The organism is Bacillus sp. HMA207, from assembly GCF_003402455.1.
GTDB lineage: Bacteria > Bacillota > Bacilli > Bacillales > Bacillaceae_G > Bacillus_A > Bacillus_A cereus.
In genome coordinates, this window is sequence record NZ_BEZT01000001.1 from 367,177 (window position 1) to 392,045 (window position 24,869).

Sequence of the window (24,869 nt, forward strand, 5' to 3'; positions counted from 1 at the left end):
AGAGAGAATGATGAAAGCTTTAATCGTAAGCGATAGTCATAGCTCTGTGAAGGAATTACAGCAGTTGAAAGAGAAGTATGAAGGGAAAGTAGATATCATGATTCATTGCGGTGATTCAGAGCTAACATCTGCTCATGAAGAACTGCAAGGTTTCCATGTTGTAAAAGGAAACTGTGATTATGCTAACTTTCAAGATGAAATTGTAACTGATGTAGATGGAATTCGCTTCTTAGTTGTGCATGGACATCGCCATAATGTGAAAATGACATTACAAACGCTAGCGTACCATGCTGAAGAAGTGGGAGCACAAGTTGCATGCTTCGGACATTCTCACGTATTAGGTGCGGAATTAATCGAGGGCGTTTTATTTATTAATCCAGGCAGTATTTTATTACCACGTCAGCGTGTAGAAAAGACATTTGCTTTATTAGAAATGGATGAAAATCAAATGGAAGTTCGTTTTGAAACGTTAGACGGACAACTAGTTGAACAGGCAGTTTTTAAAAGAGGATAAGAAAATTTATCCTCTTTTAAAAAAGGTGTTGACTTTATGTGTGGTTATACATATAATAAATATTGTCGATAGGGCAACGGCGCTAACGAAGAAAAGAAAATAACATATGCGGGTGTAGTTTAGTGGTAAAACAAGAGCCTTCCAAGCTCTGGTCGAGAGTTCGATTCTCTTCACCCGCTCCATGTCCCAGTAGCTCAGCCGGATAGAGCATACGCCTTCTAAGCGTACGGTCGGGAGTTCGAATCTCTCCTGGGACGCTAACAATCGGGTAGTAAACCCCGTCAAATAAGTCTTTTAATTCGAAAGTTGAAACGTACAGTGTGCGGTCAACATCGAGTTAGGAGGCTTATTTTTTTATGTCTAAAAGACGAGATTCTTTAACGGTTAGTGAAGACTTATCAAATGTTTTTGACAGGAAGCTGGAAAGGAAACAGGTGAAGGGACTATCTATTGAGAAGGCTCTTTCTACGGTGATACGTCAAATGAGAGCAACGGGCTTGCGTGACCGTACTATTAGCGACTATGAGTTGCATGTTGGTCATTTTATGAGTGTGACGGGTGCTCAGTTTCTCCAAGAGTTGACCGTTGAGCACATCTATTTGTGGCTTTCATCCATGAATGTTAGTAATCAAACTAAATTAACTCGTTTGAAGTGCCTCAAGGCGTTTCTAGGACGTTGCTTCGATAATGGTTGGATTGAGTTTAACTTTTGGAAGAGTGTCAAAATAAAGGTTGATAGCCCTGTGAAAGAGGGTGCCACGGATAGGGAAATTAATCTTCTGCTTTCTATGTTAGATTTAACTCGCTTCATAGAATTGAGGGATGCTGCATCCGTATTGCTTATGTATCAGACAGGGGTACGAGTTGGGACGTTGTCTCAATTGGAGCATAAACATGTGAACTTAGAAAATAAAGTTTTACGTATTGACGGTGGAATCATTAAGAATCATGAATCTATACATTTACCCTTTGATGATATTCTTGCTAGAGTCTTAGGTGCTCTTATGAAGCAAAACGACATTATCAGGAAAGAGTGCAATGTAAAGAATGATTACTTATTCATTACGAAAAATGGAGGGCGGATCGCTACGAGTCCGACAAATAACAATATAACTAAGAGGCTGAGTAAACATTCTAAGGATTACGGTCTGAAGAATATAAATCCTCATGCCTTACGGAGAGGGTTTGCGAAGAATTTACTTAAGAAGGGAGCAAATATAGCTCTAATCTCTAAGGCTCTTGGTCATAGTGATCTAGCCGTTACAACAAGATATTTGCATTTAGATAAGGAAGAAGTAGCTGAAAGTCTTAGAAACTTCTTGTAAATAAAATAAGAGCATCTTGGCGGATGCTCCTTGCAGGGTAGACTGTTGGCGCAGTCCGTAACCCTAAATTTCAGCTTAAAACTAAATAACGGATAATCCCGTAAATTCAGTACCTTCATTTTATCGAAAAAATTCGAGAGATGCAAGGCTTCTTAAGTGCTGCCTTTTTTAGCTGCTGAGTTCAGTGATTTCCGAACGTGGGAATGACCTAACACCACGCTAAACACTTGAACAGGTTCGCTAAGCCGATGTCAGAAAGTTAAGCGTATGCCCGATGAAGTGCTTCCTTGTTTGCACTGGGGATAGTCTAGGTGCGAACGACCATTAAAGGTTCGGCGGCTGCTTGGTGTCTTGCGAGACAGGTGGCAACGGATAGATATAAGCTCATAGGACAAGCTTTGTGAGTAGAAAGTCTGTTGAGGGAGGAATCCCTGTGTTTAAACAAGGTGATACGATACGGATTCTTCAACAACTCATCCTAGCTCAGTATTAAGGCATCTACTTTTATGTTGCTTTAACTTTTGTTTTTGCGATGTAAGGTAGATATTTTCTGTCCAAGCCGTTGCTTAAGCAATCTAAGCCATGCTCAGTGAAGGGAAGACCTAAAGTCAACACCTTTTAAAGAAAATATCATCAGCTACTCCGATCATAGGGGAAATGAAGAGGTTGCCGACAAAAAGGAGTCATAGGCAATTATAAGAGGATTTGTATTAAGAATGAAAATTAATGTCTCAAAATTTGAGTTATCTGGTACATATAAAGGTGTAGGATGAAAAAACAATATAAGTAATTGCAATTTTAAAACAGATGAAAAAATGGTGAGATAAAGGAGTATATTGCAACGGAAAATGTATTTTATATGTTTAGGAAAGTTGTAGTAAGTTGGGAAGATTTTAAAAATATTATTGAGAACACGTAACGCGGTGGGCAAGTAATTTATACATATTCAAAAACCCACGTTCGTAAATAAAGTTAAATTCTATAATAATAATCTTTTCTTACAATGGTTATCTGTTATTATGTAACGATCAACGAAAGTATATAATATTTAATAAAGTAAAATTGATAAATGTAATCGTTTTTTTTAGAACGGATTCTCGTTTCATATCAGTTCTTTTTGTATGACACTGGAGAAGTATATTCCTCCAGCATTTGCCGTTTTATGACAAAATATATTGGTAACTTTTTTAAAAATAAGGTTAAATTCGTTGACAACTTTTTTGGGAAAGCATTGTATTGACATGAGTTTTAGAATGTTGTTTTATAGCTATTCTATTAAAAGAAAAACGACTATCATGTCGAAAAGTAAAAGTTAATAAAAGAAAGAATTTATACATATATCTTGTGTCTTATTTTGAAACGTAATACAATATATACAGAAGTCACCAAGAATTTACATAATATGAATTGGTATGAAAAGTAACTCTAGCACACTATTGTAGATTTTGCGGTTTTTCATCCCTCTTTCCATTTTTTTGGGGAGAGGAGGTGATATTATGTTCGGAATGTTAGGTACAGTATTCTTGATTGGGTTCGCAAAAGGTTTGGTTGGTGTTGTTGGAGTCAAGACGGGAACGTTAGTTGGAAATTACCTATATAAAAAAGCGAAAATCATCCTATTCCCTCAGAAAGATAAGGATGATTCCCGCAATGAAAAATAACATATGGATGATTTAACCGCACCATCTATTTTCTCAGAATAGTGATGGGTTACTAAAGACAGGAGTTTCTCAGGCTTCTGTCTTTTTAGTTTACGTATATTGCTAACTCTTTTATGCAGAAATCTTCCGTTTTTTGTTTACAAAATATTTGAATTTTGATAACATGGGAAAGTCGCTCTTTTTAAGAGTTAACTATCTGTTTACATTATAACATGATTTATTAGTAAAAATGCAAGCGAAAAAGTTTTTGTCAGAGGAACATAATTTATTAGTGAAAATACAAGAGAGATTAAATGATATCAACAGCTAAGTAAATTCTACTTAGCTGTTTTCTTTTGTTCTAATAAATATTTATATGTACCGTTAGATTTTGATGTTATTCGTAAATAAAAACTTTACAGAATAGTTGGAGGTAATCAAGGGGGACAATTTGATACAAAAGCCTTGTATGGATATGTCACTAATGATAAGTTGGAGGATGAAAAAAATGTAGAAAGGAACGAAAAAGAATGAGTATGACCGAACAACAAATGATTGAGCATCTAGTGAGTAAGGGGATGACGATCTTATCAGAAGGACAAAAGAATCAAATGGACGCATACAGAGATAAGCGAGAGAGGCAAGATAAGAAGCACTTTGCATGGCAAAATACAGTCAATCATGTGAGCCAAGGTCAAAGCCTAACAGATATACAGAAAGGCTCTCTGCTGATAATGAGTACATTCCTAGAATTTGAAGGAGAGGGAAAGTGTCACGATACCAAAGGTGCGGAACTGACTAATAAGAAGTTTGCTAAGCTTATAGGGAAATCAGTGAAGACGGCTAACAGGATTCTAGACGAATGTGAGAGTATTGGAGCTATTATACTGGAGAAGTCAGGTAGAGACAAAATTATAAAGTTTACTGATATGTTATACACTTGCGGAAAGCCGTCGGGGGACAAGAAACAGTTTGTGAAGGTCTTCAAGTTAGCTGTAAGGGATTTAATCCAAACATTCAACCTAAAGGAATTAGGGCTCTTTGCAGATTTGTTACCTCATTTTCATTGGAAGACACATATCCTATGTGAGAACCCTACTGAGATGGATGTCAGCAAGATTAAAGTATGGAGACGGAAAGATATTATTGAGAAGTTAGGATACAACAAAGATAAGCTTCCAAGAATGATGACTAGGTTTAAGCGTAACAGAGCAACGATTGAGATTTCAAGCACAATAGATGTAATCTGTTTGAGTCCAAGTCTAGTAAGCCGTCAGTCTGATAAGGTGACTTTAGAAGATATAGAAAAAGTCGCCCAACAGATAGCGGACGACCTCACGAGTAAATCATATTGTTAAAACGAGTTAAACACTAAAATCTTTTTACGAGTACGAGACAGTCCCTCCAAGTTCTGAACCGTACGGTCAAACCCCTAAGTCCCTCCAAGGCTTGGGGGTTTCTTATATCTATAGATAGATTATCACTGATGACTAATCCTATCAAGTCTAAATTTTGTCCACTTAGAGCCCTTTGAACTCTAAAAAATGTCCACTTTGAAAATAGGGGCATTCCTTGGGGGAGTAAGGATCAGAGGTGTTTGAGGTGAGATTATCTTCTTTATATCTTGTTAGTAGATACTTTATAGATATAGATTTATAAACTTGAAGACATAGAGCCGTCACGCTGTTCCGTCTGACGCTCATTTCATTCCCGTCCACTAGCATTATTAATTCTGTAGGTAATCGTGCAGCCGTTCAAATAGATGCTTATTATAAAATATACATAGAGATATGGAGGAGTGTGAGCGAGTACAGGACGGAGTCCTAACCTTTAAAGTATAAAGTACATGTCTGTATCTCAGACGAGAAGCCTACTCTATATATGTAATAATCTTACAGTTACTCTCTTTATAGTAGAATCTGGAAAGACTATACTTGATTGAATGTGATCTATGCGGACTAATCTCCAGAGAATGAGCTTTGAAGACTATCAACGCATGAGACACCTGAGAGCCCTCTATTTAAAGATTCAGAGGCTTGCATGACCCTTCTCAGCTCAGACTGAAAGCCTAGTCCTTAGAAGCTGTACAAGAAGCCGTCTAGCTCTCTCAGATCAGAAGCCTAGAAAATCCTATATAGTACGGCTAGAAGGGAAGCCTATAAGCCAATCTGAGAGCCTAAAGCTCAGACCTATAATCTCAGTCTAAATAGCTAGGCTGGAATGCTAGTCTTATATGCTAGGGCTGAAAGCTGAGTCCTGAGAGCTGAGTTATACTCTATGCAGAACATATACAGACGGCTGTGAGGAGGCTCTTGAGAGTGTATAAGATAATGCATAAATGATTGATAGAATGCTGTGAGATAGCTTCTTATATGCATATTCATACGATTTTCACGAATGATTGAGCGATTGAGAAGACGATACGATTATTCAACAATTGACGAAAAACTTCGCGAATCGTTGGGAGAGTAAGAGTGAAAGGACTTTGACGACTTCGAAATTAGTTTACATAATAAATCTTATTACCAGTAAAAATAATAAGTCACTTACAAAAATAAAGTAAAAAATTCTTTCGAGCGAGCAAAAAAGAAAAAACTTTCAAGCGCTTGGAAGGTGGGGGGTCTTTAAAATCCGAGCCATTTCAGATGTGAGTATCAACCTACAGAAAATCTCAAAAATTGAAATTCAGGAAACCCCAAAAATTTTACCCCTATACGATTTAGGCGCTTGGAAGGTGGATCAGGGGAGGAAAGCATGAAAGCCGTCAAGCTCCTGAGAGTCTCATACATTCACAGACGGAAAGTAAACTATTAATCATATCACATTAAAACTATTTTGAAAATAAAAACTTGTCAGAATACGTCTATCGTGAGAAAATTAAATAGTAGTCAAGAGCTACGCTGAAAGCTCATATGAGACTATATCACGTTACAATTTAACTTGTTTTGATTCCATTATTCAGGAGGGCTCAGGCTCTCCAATCTCCCCTAGTAGAATATTTTCACTAGATACTCACATGAGACCTTGAGAGTCTCATAGAGGGCATTCTTAACACCTCATTACAGTGCTTTCTATGAGGTTCTTACCTCAGTTGTATGTATGGGTAGTGTCTAATAGTACGAGAGACGCCTACAAGGTGTTTCCCGTTGAGGCTTTGACCCTTTAATGATTCGAGGCTTGAACGGGGAATAACCCCCACAAAATATACGGATATTTGCTTCCTAGATATTTTGTAGCAGCTTATGAGCTGAAAATGAATGGTTTTACTAGTAGAATTTTTATTGTCATTGAAGCCAGTTGAGAAACTCGCGCGAGATTCCTTTGAATCAAATAGGCTTGGGAACAGGGAACTCCCTAGTCTACTGAAGGGCATTCCATAACGGAGTGCTTTTCATTAGGCTGAAATTAGCCCACATGAGACAAAATAGAAAGGAAAGAACTACATGACCAAACTTAAATTAACAGTCAAAAGTGACAAGCGAATAGAGACAGAAGCGCGAGCGATCCTCTCATATATCATAGTGACGAATGAGACTGTAAAAAGCTTTGCTGAACGGGTAGGAATAAACCGCAGATATATTTATAGGTTATTTTCTGGAGAGGGATCTTACCGTCAACAATCAGCAACAGCATCAAAGATTATTGAGACCCTCAAACTTACGAGCTCAGATCTCTACAAACTTAATACTGGATTAGATAAACTGGAAGAGCTCTCAGCTCACATACTAGGCGGTGAAGCAAATGGCTCATAACTTCCTAGACCCCTCTGAAAAATCCCTCATCCTCAAAAGTCCCTCTACTACGGATAACCTCCGAGAGACACTAGTTGAAATCCCTATCGAATTAACATCAAAACTATCAACCAAGAGGCAAAACTTTGTACATGCCTTAGTCAAGAATAATCTTAATGTAGCTAAAGCATGTGAAGAAGCTGGAATCTCAACTGCATATGGCTACAGGCTACAAAATGACCCTCTGATCCGTTCATACTATACGGCTCTCATGAATCAACGCTCATTTTGGCAAGTTACAAGCCATCAAGAAGCCCTTTCACTTGCAACGGATATAGCCCGAGGAAACTGTGAAGGTGACGAAGTTGTCAATATGAAGACTGGGGAAGTACATACCCTGAAGGTGAGCAATCGGGATCGCTTAAAAGCCTTGGATTTACTTTATAAGTATCACAAGTTAGTCGAGCCTGAGTCTTCAAGAGATTCTCAACCTGTAAATATTGTCGTTGATATCGAAGGACTTGACGAGCTTAACCCCTACTATGTCCCACCAAAGACGCGAAAAGATATTACCCCAGACGGTGACTACCTTGAGTATTAATCCCAGAGTAAATCAATTTGCAGCAAAAACAAAACTAATCGAAAGAAGGAAATTAATCATGAATACAACTCAACAAATCCAATCATTCTTAAATAGTTCAGTAGGTCGCCGCATGATGGCAATGGCTACGAAGGAGCAGGAAGCATACACTAAAAAGCTAAATGAGATGAAGGCAGACCTTGGGAGCTTGAAAGATATGTATCGTGACTTAGTACACGGGAGTGACCAGAACGCTCAGAACTTAATTATGCTGGATGGGCATCCCGTCATCGTTGAGACAGATGGAGCTTCACGAGTGAAAAATGTAAAGGATTTAACTCCTGAAGTGTACTCAGAGTTAACCTTGACGGACAAGCAAGCTTTAAGACAAGCTATGCCAGTTCTCTATGGACGCTTAGAAGCAAATGACATGCCTCAAGTGAGCAAGTCTGACCGTTACTACCATTTGAAAGAAACTTCAGCAGGTCAACGAATTGAATTATTCCGAGAGTTAGCCGAGCATGTGGACACTAATGAACCTTACGGCTCTCAGAAGTATTCAAGCCCTGAACAACGTAAGAAAGGAATCACTAAGAAGGCTGAAGACTTACAGAAGATGTTCTCAGTAGAAAACATTCAAGCAATGAACTGTGAAATTCTATCTCTTGAGAATCAAATCAAACGCTCTGAGGAAACGGAAGAGATTGCTCCGTATGTGAATCTATTGGCTACCGAGGGAGCTGATGAGTAAAATCTTCAGGCTCTCTCTAGAGATGCAAGCAGAAGTCCAATTGAGGCAATCTGTAAGAGATACAGACAATGCTGTATTACTCCACCACGTAAACGCTATGTAGGTGAAGGACTGGAAGATGCTAGACGGAGAAGACATCCGAGGATATGGAATACCTAGCAGAGGGGGAGCTTAGATGCTCCTTTTTATTTTACATATAAACGGATTAACATTTATATATTCGTATATTATCACATATTCAGGATGAGTCAGATGTGAATAACTGACTATACTTGAAATAGGGTCATAGGGTATCTATACTAGTAAAAGTAACTTAATTGATTAAAAGGAAATATATGAGTAATTTGGAGGGAAAACACAATGACAAACTTAGATAAATTAACAGATGCGGAAAACACTCAGAAAGATCCTAAAGCGCCACTAGGAACGAAAGGCGCAAAGCGTATCATGAAATGGGTTTTAGTCCCGTTAGCATTCATCGGACTTTCGGCTTGCTATGCAAGTAGCCTAAACTACTACAAAACTGAAAATGATAAGCTCGTTGAGGACTATAACAACTTAGTAGAGGAGCGCAATGAGTTTGCTGATAAGCTCAAGGAGTTCTTTGCAAAGGAGGAAAAAGAGAAAGCTGAAGCCTATGCAAAGGAAAATCCTCCTGAGGAGAGACCTCTGGAAGTTGAGAAAGATGAGGAGGGCTCTGAAGAAGAGAAATCGATCGATGAGGAAGCTACTCTTAGAGCTAATCAACGGAAAGAACTTGAGAAGAGCATGGAAGAGAAACTCAGAGCAGTTCCCGAAGGCGCACAACGTGACACTCTTAGAAAGCTCATGGAGGCTAAACTTGAGATATTGCCTTCAAAGAAGCTTGCCGATTCTATAAAAGTTGGGGATTCTTTAGTGTCTTATGATATGGAGCTACCACTTACAAGCCAAACAACGGTACTAAATGATGGCTCTGTGAATCATGTCTACTTTAACGGTAATATGAAGCTTGTCATTAATGAAAATATGGGAATCATCAAGAAAGTTGAGTGGAAGGAGATTTAAAAGTGATAACGGCATTCGTCCTATCAATAATATACTTAATGATTTCAGCAGTAATGAGCATTGTATCCGGAGTGTTGAGTCTAGTCTTCGGACTAGCTGATGCTCTACTAAAAGCAATCTTTGGAGGGAATAAATAATGCATTCATTAGAAAGATTACTAGAAGCGCAATCTCAAATAAAAGAACTACATATTGATGGTTTGATAAGTGATGCTACATTCTCCGAGATGTCATCATACATCAATTTACTAATTGAGGAAGAGAATATAACTTAGAAGTACTTGGTGCATTAATCTAAGGTATAACCTTTATAAAGAAGACTCCCAAAGGGTTTATTCTTTGTTATCGTCAGGGGATTTAGGCTTTGGAGTCTTCTATATTATGATTTACCTGTTTTACCGTCTAAGAGATGTCTCGTTTTACAAGATTTGCAATTGCCTCAGCCATAGCTTGAGCGTTAAAAGTTCCCTTAGTAGTTACTTTTATCTTTACATCTTCTCTTTTTTTACTCATATCGAATCACTTCCTTAGGTTTATACTATAGATTGTATCATTTTTTGAGTGGAGAATAGACTTGAGAGAGTTCTGTAAGTGTATAGATTGGAACGGAATATATGACTATAATGTTATAAGTATAGAAATAGGAGGAACTTAAACATGAAATTATTTAAAAAGGTAAAAGTGCTAACAGTAGTAACGGTAGCATCGACAAGCTTAGTAGGATGCGGTAATAATGCAGAACTTGAAGCACAACTTCAGGAAAAGGATCAAAAGATTGATGCTCTTCAAGCGGAGCTAAAGACCCTACGTCAAGAAGCTAATACGTCAATCTCCAGTAATGCAGGTCAGGAGGTTCGTCCGATTTCTATCGAGTGGGAAAAGACGAATATACCATCTCGTGTCGATAAAGACGGCTTTAAAGATTTGAAAGTTGGGATGTCTATCGAAAAGACTTACAGGACTCTTCAGAGGGAATCAGCTAAAGGATGGACAAGCTCTGACGGTGGCGTAATCTACGAGTTTAGTGGCGACTCAGGTCAGAAGATACGTATCAAATACAAAAATGACAAGATGATTTCCGCAGATTATCAGGACAACAAAGGCAATCATGAAGTGATTCAGTAAGAAGAGTAGATTCTAGAGACGGTGTATCGAAGTATATATCAATGTATTTACACTATATGAGTGCGATAAAGATTTGCCTTGACGGTAGCATATATAATAAGGTAAGATTTTTTTTAAAGGTCACTTGACCGAAAACTGGAATGTTTCAATTTCTGAAATGTATAGGCTATTATGACGCAAGTTTTATAGATTGGTTCGGGAGTTCGAATCTCTCCTGGGACGCTAAAAAAACCTTGTTATCTTTTGATAACAAGGTTTTTTGTTTGGGTTATAAGTGTAGTTCATGCTTAATATTTGCGACCTTTCCTTTGATATTAAGCAGTTGCATATGTACTTCTTTTTCTTAAATAAAAAGAGGACCATTTATGCGCCCTATTCCTCTTATTTAATTTAAAGAATCAATAGGTTTATGATGGAACTCAAATCCATATCCAGATTCTCTTAATTGTTTACTTACAATATTATAAAACTCTTTACCATTCTAGTACGATTGAGCAGCAGTTATCGGAACTTATCCCTGTGAGTGTGTTACAATTAATAGAAGCGGAAAACGAGAATCTCCAATTGACTGGACCTGTGATTGGTTAGATGGTTTAAGAAGGTCGTATAAAAAAGGGAGATGGCGCAAAGATGGCGAGATCAAATGAGAACGATTTAACGGAGAAATTGGCAGAAGGTCACCGAAAATATGGTGATGGCAATTTTACAGTACAGAACATCGGTGATGAAACTAACCCGAATTGGACTATCGTAAAAAATGTGAGGAAGGGATCGGCAGGCATTCGCGAAGGAGAAGATATATTAAGACTGCGATCAAAATATATAAAATAGTACGGAAATGGGCGGAGCGGGAGCTCGAATCTCTCCTGGTACGCTACAAAAACCTTGTTATCTTTTGATAACAAGGTTTTCTGTTTAGTTATTAATAAACTTCTCAAATACAAAACCATAATCTTTCACATTATATTGTTTCTTCGTATCAACAAGCCAGTTAAAGGCAATCTCGTTCATTTCTTTAAATTGCTCTGCTAAATTTACTTGTGCGTTTGAAATGCGGCTAAAGGCATTAGATGCCATATCTAAACTTTTATGTGCATATTGTAATGTAATATCGTTGTCGTATGAAATTTCTTCGATGTTAAGTAAAGCCTTATATAAATCTTTTAATTCTTCAATATGTTTTTTATGAACATCAATTGAGTAATGTTCATCGCCCATTTGAAACTTAATTTCTACATCTAAATCAATCGTTCCTGCAGTTTCAAGTGCTACGTTTTTAATTTGATATTTACTATAACTAAAGCGGCGTAGTGTACGTTTTTTACTTGTTGCGCTTGTACCGTCTAAGTGAATTAACCCTTTGTTTGTGAAGCAATATTCATCTGATTTCGATTTAATTAGAAAGTAAATTTTCTCCCCATCTTCATGCATTACATAATCATCGGCATCGACCTTATCATAGTCTTTAGGTGTAATAACAGAACCTACATCGCTTAGTCCTAATACATCTGCGGCCATTTTTTTAAACATATATAATCCCCCTTGTAAATTAAATTCTTAATTGTACAAAAATATATTAACATGATTTTCATCCTTTGTTTTCTTGTAATACGAAAATATCTGAAGGTAAGTTAAGAAAAGTAATGAATAATTATTTTGATCCTAAATTATTTAGTAAATCTATTAGTTTAAGATTGGATTCTCCGAAAAATAACCAAGAGAAAAAAGTTAATTTTGCAAGTGATTATAGAGAAATTCCGTGAAAGCACCTCAAGCTATGTGAGGTGTTTTTCTATCCTCTTTTGAAATCTTACAATTCTGTAAGGTAACTGTAAGGTAGTTCGATGGTAACAAATTGCTAATCTTTTATAATGAAGATAACAACGATAAAACGAGGAGGCAGAAATGATGAAAGGATTAGTTGTAACGGGCTTAACGGTTGCTTTTGGATTTGTAGCGTATGAGAAATTAACGTATGTAGTTGATGTTGTGAAACATTTGATTGCTTAGAGAAAACAGCCATGAGAGGGAAAGGGAATGAGTGAATGAATGGAATGGTTATTTGGAATTATAGGTACTTGTAGTGTAGTGTTATTGTTCTTTGTCCCAAGTGGTATACTTAGTTCGACAACAAGTTTGTTCTTCTTAAGTTTGTTTGCTTGTACGATGCTTATTATTATGTTTTTAATGAAGCGAAGTAAACCAATCTTCTATTTTAGCATGATTGTTATGGCAATTATTGTTCTCCAAATTATTACCCTTGTAATATACCCCACAATTATAAAAGCTTTCCATTAATGATGAATCCTCTGCGTTTGTTGCTGGGGATTTTTATTTGTACAATTTTAATTTTTAGTAGAGATTTATTCGTATTGGAATGTAAAAATTAAATATTTTCATATTTCAAACAAATAATTTGGGGATGTTGTGTTCTCATTACGCATTTGATATATTTACTTTGAACATAATTAAAATCAAGAAAAAGAGGCGGACGTATGGATAAAAAAGAAAATACGGTCGTATTGTTTCCGCAGCTATCAGAGCGCTATATTGATGAAGGTTTTTTAGCGTTGAAAGAGCGGAAGTTCGAAGATGCATTGCGCTGCTTTGAAATATTACGTCAGTATAATGCGGAAACGGAACAAACGGAATTAGCTTCAGTTATTTGTTTACTCGAATTAAAACGTATGGAAGAAGCGAAAGACAAATGTGAACAGTTGCTTAAAACAGGAGTTGTCTTATTTGGTGATATTCTTGAAACGTACGTGACTATTTTAGTTCAAACAAATGATTATGAAGGTGTTATTGAAACTGTTGAAAAGGTTTTACAAACGAAAGATATAATGCCTGATCAAAAGGAAAAATTAGCGCAGCTTGCTTTATTTGCAGAAGGTATGCTAAATGAGGGAGACGCATCGCTAGTGGATTCAAATTTTGAGTTGAATGAGTTTACTAATGAAATTTTTGGAGAAAACTTTGGACAGAAGCTAAGAGCGATTCAGCGACTTTCATTAAAAGACTTAGATCTTGCATTACCTGTTTTAAAGAAATTTTTAATAGATGAAGAGCAACACCCCTATTTGAAAACTTCTATTTTGTATAAAATGATAGAAAGTCAGGTAGAAGAGGAAATAGAGGTAGAAAAGTTTGGGAATACGATTAAGGTAATTCCAGCATTTACAGGTCATAATGAGGAGCAATCCAATAACATTATACATAAATTATCAAGTCGATTAGAGCAAAATTATCCCGATATATTTGAAGCGATGGTTACATATTGGAAAGAATTGCAAATTAGCATTTTCCCATTCGCTCTATTAATGGATAAAGAAGAGATTTGGTCAGCTGTTTTAGAGAGAATTGGAAGAAAGCGTTTCGGATTGGCTATTGATGAAGAAGAGCTTATGGCAGCATACAATATCGAATTGGAAGAGTTTCATATTGCCTATCAATGGTTATTACGTGTTGAAAGAGAAGGATATTTGCCCGTATAATTATGAAAAAGAATCGTTCAGTTCTTGAAACGAGCATATTCTATGTTATAATGTAAGGGTTGCAAAAGGCAGAAAACTGCCTGTTTGTAAGAGAAGAGAAGTGTAATTCTCTTACTTAATATGTTTCATATTATTCTCGAACAAAATATACCGTAGTTGTCTTCTGGGCAATTAGTAGATTGGAACATTATATCTGAAAGCTTTTGCTAGAGGATTATTTGTGTATTTGTTATTTCAAAAAAGAGATAATGAAGATCTTAATCTATAGAGGTATGTGCATACATTATTATAGTTGGAGGGAAAGAATAAATGTCTACAAAATGGGAAAAATTAGAAGGTAACGTTGGCGTTTTAACAATCGAAGTTGATGCTAAAGAAGTAAACAACTCTATCGACGCTGCGTTCAAAAAAGTAGTAAAAACAATTAACGTACCAGGTTTCCGTAAAGGAAAAATGCCTCGTCCATTATTCGAACAACGCTTTGGTATTGAATCTTTATACCAAGATGCTTTAGATATCATTTTACCAAAAGCATACGGTGAAGCGATTGAAGAAGCTGGTATCTTCCCAGTTGATCATCCTGAAATCGACATCGAGAAGTTCGAAAAAAATGCTAACCTTATCTTCACTGCAAAAGTTACAGTGAAACCTGAAGTTAAATTAGGTGAGTACAAAGGTTTAGCAGTAGAAAAAGTTGAAACAACTGTAACTGACGAAGATGTAGAGAACGAATTAAAATCTTTACAAGAACGTCAAGCTGAACTAGTTGTTAAAGAAGAAGGAACTGTTGAAAACGGTGATACAGCTGTAATCGACTTCGAAGGTTTCGTTGATGGCGAAGCATTTGAAGGCGGAAAAGGCGAAAACTACTCTCTAGCAATCGGTTCTGGTACATTCATCCCAGGTTTCGAAGAGCAAGTAATCGGTCTTAAATCTGGTGAGTCTAAAGACGTTGAAGTATCATTCCCAGAAGAGTACCATGCTGCTGAATTAGCTGGCAAACCAGCAACATTCAAAGTAACAATTCACGAAATCAAAACAAAAGAACTTCCTGAGTTAAACGACGAGTTCGCTAAAGAAGCAGACGAAGCGGTTGCAACTCTTGATGAATTAAAAGCAAAACTTCGCACAAACTTAGAAGAAGGCAAAAAGCACGAAGCTGAGCACAAAGTACGTGACGAAGTAGTAGAATTAGCTGCTGCTAACGCTGAAATCGAAATTCCAGAAGCTATGATCAACACTGAGTTAGATCGTATGGTTCGTGAATTCGAGCAACGTTTAAGCCAACAAGGTATGAACCTTGAGCTTTACTACCAATTCACAGGTACTGATGCTGACAAATTAAAAGAGCAAATGAAAGAAGATGCACAAAAACGTGTAAGAATCAATCTTGTTCTTGAAGCTATCATTGAAGCTGAAAACATCGAAGTTACTGAAGAAGAAGTAACTGCAGAAGTTGAAAAAATGGCTGAAATGTACGGTATGCCAGTAGACGCTATCAAGCAAGCTCTTGGAAGCGTAGACGCTTTAGCTGAAGATCTTAAAGTGCGTAAAGCTGTAGACTTCTTAGTAGAAAACGCTGCATAATAAAATAACAAGGCACGATTAAAATCGTGCCTTGTTTTATAAATATAGAAATATATTTATAAAACTTTTCGATGGAGAAGGAAAAGTTCCTTTACAAGTCGAATATACATATTTCAAAAGTTTTAAAAATTTTTTATTTGTACATAACTAGTCATATTATTTGTATTTCTCGCCACGTAGTGACATAATATGTATTTACATACGATACATTTATCGTGTACATACGAAGGCAAGAGGTTAGCACTTTGTAAGGGGTGTGAAAATATGTTTAAATTTAATGATGAAAAAGGGCAATTAAAATGTTCTTTCTGTGGTAAAACACAAACGCAAGTTCGAAAGTTAGTGGCAGGTCCAGGTGTTTACATTTGTGACGAGTGTATCGAACTTTGTACTGAAATTGTACAAGAGGAGCTTGCGAAGGACGAAGAAGTAGAATTCAAAGATGTACCGAAACCGGTAGAAATTCGTGAAATCTTAGATGAGTATGTCATCGGGCAAGATAGCGCGAAAAAAGCACTAGCGGTAGCGGTATATAACCATTACAAACGCATTAATTCTAACAGCAAAATTGATGATGTAGAATTAGCGAAGAGTAATATCGCACTTATCGGGCCAACAGGTAGTGGTAAAACATTACTGGCACAAACTTTAGCGCGTATTTTAAATGTTCCATTTGCAATCGCGGACGCAACATCTTTAACAGAAGCTGGATATGTTGGGGAAGATGTAGAAAATATCTTACTAAAATTAATTCAAGCAGCTGATTATGATGTAGAGAAAGCGGAAAAAGGAATTATTTATATTGATGAGATTGATAAAGTGGCACGTAAGTCCGAAAATCCATCAATTACACGTGATGTATCTGGTGAAGGTGTGCAGCAGGCACTTCTGAAAATTTTAGAAGGTACTGTAGCAAGCGTTCCACCTCAAGGTGGTCGTAAGCATCCGCACCAAGAGTTTATTCAAATTGATACAACGAACATCTTATTCATTTGTGGTGGAGCGTTTGATGGCATTGAGCCGATTATTAAACGTCGCCTTGGTGAAAAAGTAATTGGATTTGGTTCTGAGAAGAAAAATGCTGATGTAAATGAGAAGCATGTTTTATCTCACGTATTACCAGAGGATCTTTTAAGATTTGGTTTAATTCCAGAGTTTATCGGTCGTCTTCCAGTTATTGCGAACCTAGAGCCACTTGATGAAGATGCTCTTGTTGATATTTTAACGAAACCGAAAAATGCACTTGTTAAGCAATTCCAAAAATTATTGGAGCTTGACGATGTTGAGTTAGAGTTTGAAGAAGGTGCACTAATCGAAATTGCGAAAAAAGCAATTGAACGTAAAACGGGTGCTCGTGGACTTCGTTCTATTATTGAAGGCTTAATGCTTGATGTAATGTTCGAACTTCCATCTCGTAAAGATATCGAGAAGTGTATTCTTACAAAAGAAACAGTAGCTGATAATGAGCCGCCAAAATTGGTGTTACAAGACGGTACTGTACTTGATACAAAAACATCTGCATAATGAGAAAGGGAAACAGCAATTTTTATAATTGCTGTTTTTCTTTATGTTTAGCTACGTTCCTCCGCGGAAATACTAAGAGATAAAATATTGCGGGAGGAAATAAATAATGAGCTGGACAAATATATTTTTAGTTGTTCAACTTGTTTTTGGTGTAATTGTCGGATTGTATTTCTGGCATTTACTTCGAAATCAACGAACACAAAAAGTTTCAATTGATCGAGAATCGAAAAAAGAATTAGAACAGCTTCGTAAAATGCGTGAGATTTCTTTAACAGAACCGCTAGCAGAAAAGGTGCGTCCTACAACCTTTTTAGATATTGTAGGGCAAGAGGACGGAATTAAGTCGTTAAAAGCGGCTCTTTGTGGTCCGAATCCGCAACATGTAATCATATATGGCCCGCCAGGTGTTGGGAAAACAGCGGCAGCACGTCTTGTATTAGAAGAAGCGAAACGAAATCCTAAATCTCCATTTCGTACGAATGCAACATTTATTGAACTTGATGCGACAACAGCTCGGTTTGATGAACGTGGTATCGCAGACCCTTTAATAGGTTCGGTGCATGATCCGATTTATCAAGGTGCTGGGGCGATGGGGCAAGCAGGTATTCCGCAACCGAAAAAAGGTGCTGTAACAGATGCACATGGTGGTATTTTGTTTATTGATGAGATTGGCGAGCTCCATCCGATTCAAATGAATAAAATGTTAAAGGTGTTAGAAGATCGAAAAGTATTTTTAGAAAGTGCGTACTATAGTGAAGAAAATACGATGATCCCAACATATATACATGATATTTTCCAAAAAGGCTTACCGGCAGATTTTCGCTTAGTTGGAGCAACGACACGTTCGCCAGAGGAAATTCCTCCTGCTATTCGGTCACGTTGCTTAGAAGTATTTTTCCGTGAATTAGATACGGAAGAAATTCAAAAAGTAGCGAAAAATGCCGCGGAAAAAGTGGAAATGCAAATAGGTGAAAATGGTATTGAAATGATCGGGATGTATGCAAGGAATGGACGAGAAGCGATTAATCTCGTGCAAATCTCTGCTGGTATGGCGATAAATGAAGAACGTTCTTTCATTAAGGATGAAGATATAGAGTGGGTTGTTCACTCAAGTCAGCTTACACCGAAATATGAAAAGCACATTTATCCGATTCCAAGGATTGGTCTTGTAAATGGTCTTGCTGTATACGGACCAAATACAGGTGCGTTATTAGAAATTGAAGTAACAGCAATCAAGGCGAAAGATAAAGGATCGGTAAATGTTACCGGAATTGTGGAAGAAGAAAGTATTGGTAGTCAAACGAAATCGATTCGTCGTAAAAGTATGGCGAAAGGCTCTGTTGATAATGTATTAACAGTACTTCGTTCTTTAGATGTGTTGCCAGAAGGATATGATATACATATTAATTTTCCAGGTGGTATCCCAATTGATGGACCTTCTGCAGGAATCGCTATGGCAACAGGTGTATATTCTGCGGTGCACCGCACGTATGTAAATAATGAAGTAGCGATGACAGGGGAAATAAGTATACACGGAGAAGTAAAACCTATTGGTGGCGTGTACGCAAAAATAAAAGCTGCGAAAAAAGCGGGAGCTAAGAAAGTCATTATTCCTGCTGAAAATATGCAACCATTTTTGTATACGATCAAGGGAATTGAAATTATTCCTGTCCGTAAGTTAAAAGAAGTATTTGAGTTAACGTTTATGCAAGAAAATATGCATAGAGAGCTAGATGTACATACTCACGTAGACGAAACAGATGCACAATCTATGTAAAAATAAACAATAATAAAATTTGCCAGACTTCGTTTAAGTTTGTATGCTTAATCGGAGTCTTTTTTCTTTTCGTGAGGTAGAAAAACAAGCTATTTACAATTGCGCGGAATCTCAGCAATTGCATCTAGGTGTATTGTAATATAAAATAGTTGAACAGGAGTTTAATTTATTATGGAGGTGCTATGTCTAGTATGAATACGAACGAAAGAATCGTGCCCCTCCTACCATTAAGAGGCGTTCTCGTATATCCAACGATGGTTTTGCATCTTGATGTAGGACGTGATAAATCGATACAAGCACTAGAGCAGGCGGCAATGGATGAAAATATCATCTTTTTAGCAATGCAAAAAGAAATGAATATCGATGATCCGAAAGAAGATGACATATATAGTGTAGGTACGGTGGCGAAAGTGAAGCAAATGTTAAAATTGCCGAACGGTACGCTTCGTGTCCTTGTGGAAGGTTTACATAGAGCAGAAGTAATAGAGTTTATCGAAGAAGAAAATGTAGTACAAGTGTCTATTAAAACGGTAACTGAAGAAGTAGAAGATGATTTAGAAGAGAAAGCTTTTATGCGTACGTTACTGGAGCATTTCGAACAATATATTAAAGTCTCGAAAAAAGTTTCAAATGAAACATTTGCAACGGTAGCTGATGTGGAAGAACCAGGGAGATTAGCTGATTTAATTGCTTCTCACTTGCCGATTAAAACGAAGCAGAAACAAGAGATTCTAGAGATTGTATCTGTAAAAGAACGATTACAAACACTTATTTCAATTATTCAAGATGAACAAGAGTTACTTAGCCTAGAAAAGAAAATTGGGCAAAAAGTGAAACGTTCCATGGAGCGCACGCAAAAAGAATATTTCTTACGTGAGCAAATGAAGGCGATTCAAACTGAACTTGGCGACAAAGAAGGCAAGGGCGGAGAAGTAGAAGAACTTCGTGAGAAAATTGAACAGTCAGGAATGCCGGAAGAAACAATGAAGGCTGCGCTGAAAGAATTAGATCGTTATGAAAAGTTACCAGCAAGTTCTGCGGAGAGTGGTGTTATTCGCAATTATATTGATTGGTTATTAGCGCTTCCGTGGACAGAGGCAACAGAAGATATAATTGATCTTGCTCATTCGGAAGAGATTTTAAATAACGATCATTACGGTCTTGAAAAAGTGAAAGAGCGTGTACTTGAATATTTAGCTGTACAGAAGTTAACGAATTCATTAAAAGGACCTATCCTTTGTTTAGTAGGCCCTCCTGGGGTCGGCAAAACTTCGTTAGCGCGTTCAATTGCAACATCATTGAATCGTAACTTCGTCCGTGTATCTCTTGGTGGTGTGCGTGATGAATCTGAAATTCGTGGTCACCGCCGTACATATGTTGGAGCAATGCCAGGACGCATTATTCAAGGTATGAAAAAGGCGAAAACAGTTAATCCAGTCTTCTTATTAGATGAGATTGATAAAATGTCTAACGATTTCCGTGGAGATCCATCAGCGGCATTACTTGAAGTATTAGATCCAGAACAAAACCATAACTTCAGTGATCATTACATTGAAGAGCCATATGATCTATCAAAAGTTATGTTTGTAGCAACTGCTAATACACTTTCAAGTATTCCAGGTCCATTACTTGACCGTATGGAAATCATTTCGATTGCTGGCTATACAGAACTTGAAAAAGTACACATTGCTCGTGAGCATTTATTGCCGAAACAATTAAAAGAACATGGCTTACGAAAAGGTAATTTACAAGTGCGTGATGAAGCGCTGCTTGAGATTATTCGTTATTATACACGTGAGGCTGGTGTTCGTACGCTAGAGCGCCAAATTGCAAAAGTTTGCCGTAAAGTAGCGAAGATTATCGTTACAGCAGAACGTAAACGTATCGTTGTGACAGAGAAAAAGATTGTTGATTTACTTGGTAAACACATATTCCGTTATGGGCAAGCTGAAAAAACAGACCAAGTTGGTATGGCAACAGGTCTAGCTTACACAGCAGCAGGCGGCGATACACTTGCCATTGAAGTTTCTGTAGCGCCAGGAAAAGGGAAACTAATTTTAACAGGGAAACTTGGGGATGTTATGAAAGAATCAGCACAAGCTGCGTTTAGTTATATACGTTCTCGTGCAGAAGAGCTTCAGATCGATCCGAATTTCCATGAGAAAAATGATATTCATATTCACGTTCCAGAAGGAGCGGTTCCAAAAGACGGACCGTCAGCAGGTATTACGATGGCAACGGCACTTATTTCTGCGCTAACAGGTATTCCTGTAAGTAAAGAAGTGGGTATGACAGGTGAAATTACACTTCGTGGTCGTGTATTACCAATTGGTGGTTTAAAAGAAAAAACATTAAGTGCTCACCGCGCAGGCTTAACAAAAATTATTTTGCCAGCAGAAAACGAGAAAGATTTAGATGATATTCCAGAGAGCGTAAAAGAAAACCTTACGTTTGTGCTTGCATCTCATTTAGATGAAGTATTGGAGCACGCATTAGTAGGAGTGAAACAATGAAAGTAACAAAAGCAGATATTGTAATTAGTGCTGTTAAACCAGAACAATATCCAGACAGTGATTTACCAGAAATTGCATTAGCAGGTCGTTCAAATGTGGGGAAGTCTTCCTTTATTAATAAAATTTTAAATCGTAAAAAGTTAGTACGTATTTCTTCTAAACCAGGAAAAACGCAAACGCTGAACTTTTTCTTAATCAATGAGATGATGCACTTTGTTGACGTTCCAGGTTATGGATATGCGAAAGTATCTAAATCGGAGCGCGCTGCATGGGGGAAAATGATTGAAACGTACTTTACAACGCGTGAACAATTAGACGCAGCTGTATTAGTAGTTGATTTACGTCACCAACCAACAAGTGATGACGTGATGATGTATGATTTCTTAAAGCATTATGAAATCCCAACAATTATTATTGCGACGAAAGCCGATAAAATTCCGAAAGGGAAATGGCAAAAGCATTTAAAAGTTGTAAAAGAAACGCTTGCTGTTGAAATTGGCGATGAAATTGTTCTGTTCTCTTCTGAAACAGGACTTGGAAAAGAAGAAGCGTGGAAAGCAATTCATAAATTTACAAAAACAAAAAACGCGTGACGAATGTCGCGCGTTTTTGTTTTGCTAAATTTTTTAGCGTACGTTTAATGTAACTTCAATATTTCCTCGTGTTGCTTTCGAGTAAGGACATACACCGTGAGCCGCTTCCACAAGTTCTTGTGCTTCGCTATGTGAAACGCCAGCCACATGTACATCAAGTACAGCAGATAGGCCGAAACCACCATCTGTATCTTTTCCGATAGAAACGTGAGCAGTTACTTCTGTACTTTCTACTTTCACACGTTTTGTACGAATGACAAGTTGTAATGCACTATCGAAACAAGCTGCATAACCAGCTGCAAATAGTTGTTCTGGATTTGTTGCTTCTCCGCCTGCACCACCTAGTGCTTTCGGCATTTTTACATCAAGATTTAATATGCCATCATCTGAAACTACTTTCCCATTTCTTCCACCTGTTGCTGTTACTGAAGCAGTATATAATTTATCCATATTTATTCCCCTTTTCCATCATTAATTGTTTTCATTGTGTCAATCAGTTTATTTAGTTGAATTAATAAAGAGCGATATTCTTGCTCTGTAATTCCTAAGTTTGTAGCCATCGTTGTCGGTAATGAACAAGCCTTTTCCTTTAAATCTTTGCCCTGTTCTGTTAATTCAATACAAACTTTTCGCTCGTCTTCTTTGGAACGAACACGTTTTACAAGTTTTAATGATTCCATACGTTTTAACATAGGTGTTAACGTACCAGAATCTAAAAATAGACGTTCTCCAATTTCTTTTACTGTTAGTCCATCTTGCTCCCATAGTACGAGTAAAGTAATGTACTGGGGATACGTAATACCCATTTCTTCTAAATAAGGTCGATAAAAACGAGTAACCTCTCTAGAGCAGGCGTAAATAGAAAAACAAAGTTGGTTATCTAGATGCAAAGAGTCTTCTGTCATAAATAACTCCCTTCTAATTAAGTTGTGCACAATTTAATTTCGTAAAACCAATATAACGAAAAAGAAATACAATGTCAAATACATTGTATTGAGAAAGTCTTTGTTACATTTTGGAACAATCATACATATTTTCCTTCATGATGAAAGAAGATAGGGAAGATGATGTTATAATTTATATGGAATAGTTTCCATCACTTGATTATGAGGGCTTTTTTTGGTAACGTACAAATAGAGTTATTAATTTATAATCATTATAAAGTAGAAATTTTTTATTAGTGTTACTGAATCTCCTGTATTCCATACGGAGAATAATTAAAAAATAATCGGTTGTTCACACGATTGTCAGATTCATAAGAGGAAAGTTGTATTATGATAGTAGATAAAGTGATAAAACGGGTGAAGGGGGACATGCTGCGTGCATATTCTTGTTGTTAGTGTAAATTATCGAACAGCCCCTGTAGAATTTCGTGAGAAACTCACATTTCAGGCAGCAGAACTAGAGCGAGCGATGACTACATTACAAAATCAAAAGAGCGTGTTAGAGAATGTCATTGTATCAACTTGTAATCGCACTGAGATTTATGCTGTTGTCGATCAATTACACACGGGACGGTATTATATTAAGAAGTTTTTAGCTGATTGGTTTCAGCTTGAAATAGAAGAAGTCGCGCCATATTTAACTATTTTTGAACAAGATGGCGCAATAGATCATTTATTCCGCGTAACGTGCGGTTTAGATTCAATGGTAGTCGGAGAAACACAGATTTTAGGTCAAATAAAAGATAGCTTTTTAGAAGCGCAACAAGTTAAAGCAACAGGCACAATTTTTAATGAATTGTTTAAGCAAGTCATTACATTAGCAAAACGTGCCCACTCAGAAACAACAATCGGGGAAAGTGCAATGTCTGTTAGTTATGCTGCTGTTGAGCTTGGAAAGAAAATATTTGGCGAGTTAACAGATTGTCATGTGCTTATTCTTGGTGCTGGTAAAATGGGCGAACTTGCACTACAAAACTTATATGGAAGTGGTGCTCGTAAAGTAACAGTTATGAATAGGACGCTTTCGAAAGCAGAAGTAATGGCTGAGAAATATATGGGACATGCAAAATCGTTAAGCGAATTACAATGTGCATTATTAGAAGCAGATATTTTAATTAGTTCAACTGGTGCATCTGAGTATGTCATTACGAAAGAGATGATGACAAAGGTGGAGAAAATGCGCTCTGGTCGTCCATTATTTATGGTTGACATTGCAGTGCCGCGTGATATTGATCCAGCGATTGATGAGCTAGAAGGTTCTTTCTTGTATGATATTGATGATTTACAAGGAGTAGTGGAGGCAAACCGTGCTGAGCGTTTGAAAGAGGCAGAGAAAATTCAATTTATGATTGAAGAGGAAATTGTTCTATTTAAAACGTGGTTAAGTACACTTGGTGTTGTTCCATTAATATCAGCTCTTCGTGATAAGGCACTTGCAATCCAAAGTGAAACGATGGTAAGCCTAGAGCGAAAAATACCAAACCTTAGTGATCGTGAGAAAAAAGTTATTAGTAAGCATACGAAAAGTATTATTAATCAATTATTAAAAGACCCAATTTTAGTAGCGAAAGAAATAGCTGCTGAAGAGGGAGCGAGCGAAAAATTAGCGTTATTTGCAAAGATTTTTGATTTAGAAACGGAAGAAGTAGAGAGTCGTGCGGAAGAAGTAGAACATAAAAGAGTGTGGACACCATCCGTTCCATCTTTATAATTTGGAAGGATGAT

Annotated in this window: 22 protein-coding genes and 2 tRNA genes; 21 read left to right on the forward strand and 3 right to left on the reverse strand. The window is 37.1% G+C overall.

From position 1 onward, the window contains the following. The first annotated feature begins 10 nt into the window (after nucleotides 1-10). The 13 genes from HMAS_RS02055 to HMAS_RS02110 all read left to right on the forward strand — a co-directional run bounded on the left by HMAS_RS02055 (nucleotide 11) and on the right by HMAS_RS02110 (nucleotide 11,543). Nucleotides 11-514: a metallophosphoesterase gene (locus HMAS_RS02055; RefSeq protein WP_000645511.1), complete on the forward strand. Its 504-nt coding sequence runs from the start codon at nucleotides 11-13 to the stop codon at nucleotides 512-514. A gap of 108 nt (nucleotides 515-622) precedes the next feature. Then, nucleotides 623-696, forward strand: a tRNA-Gly gene (locus HMAS_RS02060). Between the two features lies 1 nt (nucleotide 697). Then, nucleotides 698-771, forward strand: a tRNA-Arg gene (locus HMAS_RS02065). 99 nt (nucleotides 772-870) lie between these two features. Then, on the forward strand, nucleotides 871-1,839 hold the full coding sequence (locus HMAS_RS02070) for a tyrosine-type recombinase/integrase (RefSeq protein ID WP_116344689.1): 969 nt from the start codon (nucleotides 871-873) through the stop codon (nucleotides 1,837-1,839). 1,496 nt (nucleotides 1,840-3,335) lie between these two features. Then, nucleotides 3,336-3,500 (forward strand): hypothetical protein, encoded by a 165-nt coding sequence (locus HMAS_RS27590; RefSeq protein WP_157671342.1) that lies wholly within the window; start codon nucleotides 3,336-3,338, stop codon nucleotides 3,498-3,500. Between the two features lie 515 nt (nucleotides 3,501-4,015). Beyond that, complete coding sequence (locus HMAS_RS02080) at nucleotides 4,016-4,837, forward strand: hypothetical protein (RefSeq protein ID WP_205420389.1); 822 nt, start codon at nucleotides 4,016-4,018, stop codon at nucleotides 4,835-4,837. Nucleotides 4,838-6,922: 2,085 nt separating this feature from the next. Further along, nucleotides 6,923-7,231: a hypothetical protein gene (locus tag HMAS_RS02085; RefSeq protein WP_078186174.1), complete on the forward strand. Its 309-nt coding sequence runs from the start codon at nucleotides 6,923-6,925 to the stop codon at nucleotides 7,229-7,231. Then, nucleotides 7,221-7,811 (forward strand): terminase small subunit, encoded by a 591-nt coding sequence (locus HMAS_RS02090; RefSeq protein ID WP_078186173.1) that lies wholly within the window; start codon nucleotides 7,221-7,223, stop codon nucleotides 7,809-7,811. The genes HMAS_RS02085 and HMAS_RS02090 overlap by 11 nt, the downstream gene beginning before the upstream one ends. A 58-nt stretch (nucleotides 7,812-7,869) precedes the next feature. Beyond that, entirely contained in the window at nucleotides 7,870-8,541 is a 672-nt protein-coding gene (locus tag HMAS_RS02095) for a hypothetical protein (RefSeq protein ID WP_116344991.1), read from the forward strand. A 360-nt stretch (nucleotides 8,542-8,901) separates the two neighbouring features. Continuing rightward, nucleotides 8,902-9,588, forward strand: a complete 687-nt coding sequence (locus HMAS_RS02100) for a hypothetical protein (protein WP_116344691.1) — start codon at nucleotides 8,902-8,904, stop codon at nucleotides 9,586-9,588. Between the two features lie 2 nt (nucleotides 9,589-9,590). After that, entirely contained in the window at nucleotides 9,591-9,725 is a 135-nt protein-coding gene (locus HMAS_RS28205) for a hypothetical protein (RefSeq protein ID WP_281994044.1), read from the forward strand. Between the two features lie 519 nt (nucleotides 9,726-10,244). Continuing rightward, nucleotides 10,245-10,712, forward strand: coding sequence for a hypothetical protein (locus tag HMAS_RS02105; RefSeq protein ID WP_116344692.1), 468 nt, complete (start codon nucleotides 10,245-10,247; stop codon nucleotides 10,710-10,712). A 630-nt stretch (nucleotides 10,713-11,342) separates the two neighbouring features. Next, nucleotides 11,343-11,543 (forward strand): hypothetical protein, encoded by a 201-nt coding sequence (locus tag HMAS_RS02110; protein WP_000124459.1) that lies wholly within the window; start codon nucleotides 11,343-11,345, stop codon nucleotides 11,541-11,543. Between the two features lie 84 nt (nucleotides 11,544-11,627). Here HMAS_RS02110 and HMAS_RS02115 read toward each other — a convergent pair whose 3' ends face one another. Next, nucleotides 11,628-12,242: a PH domain-containing protein gene (locus HMAS_RS02115; RefSeq protein WP_000473871.1), complete on the reverse strand. Its 615-nt coding sequence runs from the start codon at nucleotides 12,240-12,242 to the stop codon at nucleotides 11,628-11,630. Nucleotides 12,243-12,761: 519 nt separating this feature from the next. On the opposite strand from HMAS_RS02115, the gene HMAS_RS02120 reads away from it, so the two are divergent. The 7 genes from HMAS_RS02120 (at nucleotide 12,762) to ysxC (ending at nucleotide 22,200) form a co-directional block, all read left to right on the forward strand. Further along, the gene (locus HMAS_RS02120) at nucleotides 12,762-13,010 is read left to right on the forward strand and encodes a hypothetical protein (RefSeq protein ID WP_001983650.1); all 249 of its coding nucleotides are present in this window, start codon (nucleotides 12,762-12,764) and stop codon (nucleotides 13,008-13,010) included. Nucleotides 13,011-13,207: 197 nt separating this feature from the next. Next, the gene (locus HMAS_RS02125) at nucleotides 13,208-14,206 is read left to right on the forward strand and encodes a hypothetical protein (RefSeq protein ID WP_000358279.1); all 999 of its coding nucleotides are present in this window, start codon (nucleotides 13,208-13,210) and stop codon (nucleotides 14,204-14,206) included. A gap of 309 nt (nucleotides 14,207-14,515) precedes the next feature. Further along, complete coding sequence (gene tig / locus HMAS_RS02130; RefSeq protein ID WP_000105215.1) at nucleotides 14,516-15,793, forward strand: trigger factor; 1,278 nt, start codon at nucleotides 14,516-14,518, stop codon at nucleotides 15,791-15,793. 264 nt (nucleotides 15,794-16,057) lie between these two features. Next, entirely contained in the window at nucleotides 16,058-17,317 is a 1,260-nt protein-coding gene (clpX, locus tag HMAS_RS02135; RefSeq protein WP_000472289.1) for an ATP-dependent protease ATP-binding subunit ClpX, read from the forward strand. Between the two features lie 106 nt (nucleotides 17,318-17,423). After that, entirely contained in the window at nucleotides 17,424-19,094 is a 1,671-nt protein-coding gene (lonB, locus tag HMAS_RS02140) for an ATP-dependent protease LonB (RefSeq protein ID WP_000119170.1), read from the forward strand. A gap of 182 nt (nucleotides 19,095-19,276) precedes the next feature. Beyond that, nucleotides 19,277-21,607 (forward strand): endopeptidase La, encoded by a 2,331-nt coding sequence (gene lon, locus HMAS_RS02145; RefSeq protein ID WP_000097285.1) that lies wholly within the window; start codon nucleotides 19,277-19,279, stop codon nucleotides 21,605-21,607. Then, on the forward strand, nucleotides 21,604-22,200 hold the full coding sequence (ysxC, locus tag HMAS_RS02150) for a ribosome biogenesis GTP-binding protein YsxC (RefSeq protein WP_000869116.1): 597 nt from the start codon (nucleotides 21,604-21,606) through the stop codon (nucleotides 22,198-22,200). The genes lon and ysxC overlap by 4 nt, the downstream gene beginning before the upstream one ends. 33 nt (nucleotides 22,201-22,233) lie before the next feature. On the opposite strand, the gene HMAS_RS02155 is transcribed toward ysxC, so the two are convergent. Both HMAS_RS02155 and HMAS_RS02160 read right to left on the reverse strand, forming a co-directional pair. Then, nucleotides 22,234-22,650, reverse strand: a complete 417-nt coding sequence (locus tag HMAS_RS02155) for an organic hydroperoxide resistance protein (RefSeq protein WP_000359781.1) — start codon at nucleotides 22,648-22,650, stop codon at nucleotides 22,234-22,236. Between the two features lie 2 nt (nucleotides 22,651-22,652). Beyond that, nucleotides 22,653-23,105 (reverse strand): MarR family winged helix-turn-helix transcriptional regulator, encoded by a 453-nt coding sequence (locus tag HMAS_RS02160; RefSeq protein WP_000133916.1) that lies wholly within the window; start codon nucleotides 23,103-23,105, stop codon nucleotides 22,653-22,655. A gap of 415 nt (nucleotides 23,106-23,520) precedes the next feature. Between HMAS_RS02160 and hemA the strand changes: the two genes are divergently transcribed. Beyond that, complete coding sequence (gene hemA / locus HMAS_RS02165; protein WP_000547868.1) at nucleotides 23,521-24,855, forward strand: glutamyl-tRNA reductase; 1,335 nt, start codon at nucleotides 23,521-23,523, stop codon at nucleotides 24,853-24,855. Nucleotides 24,856-24,869 lie beyond the last annotated feature (14 nt).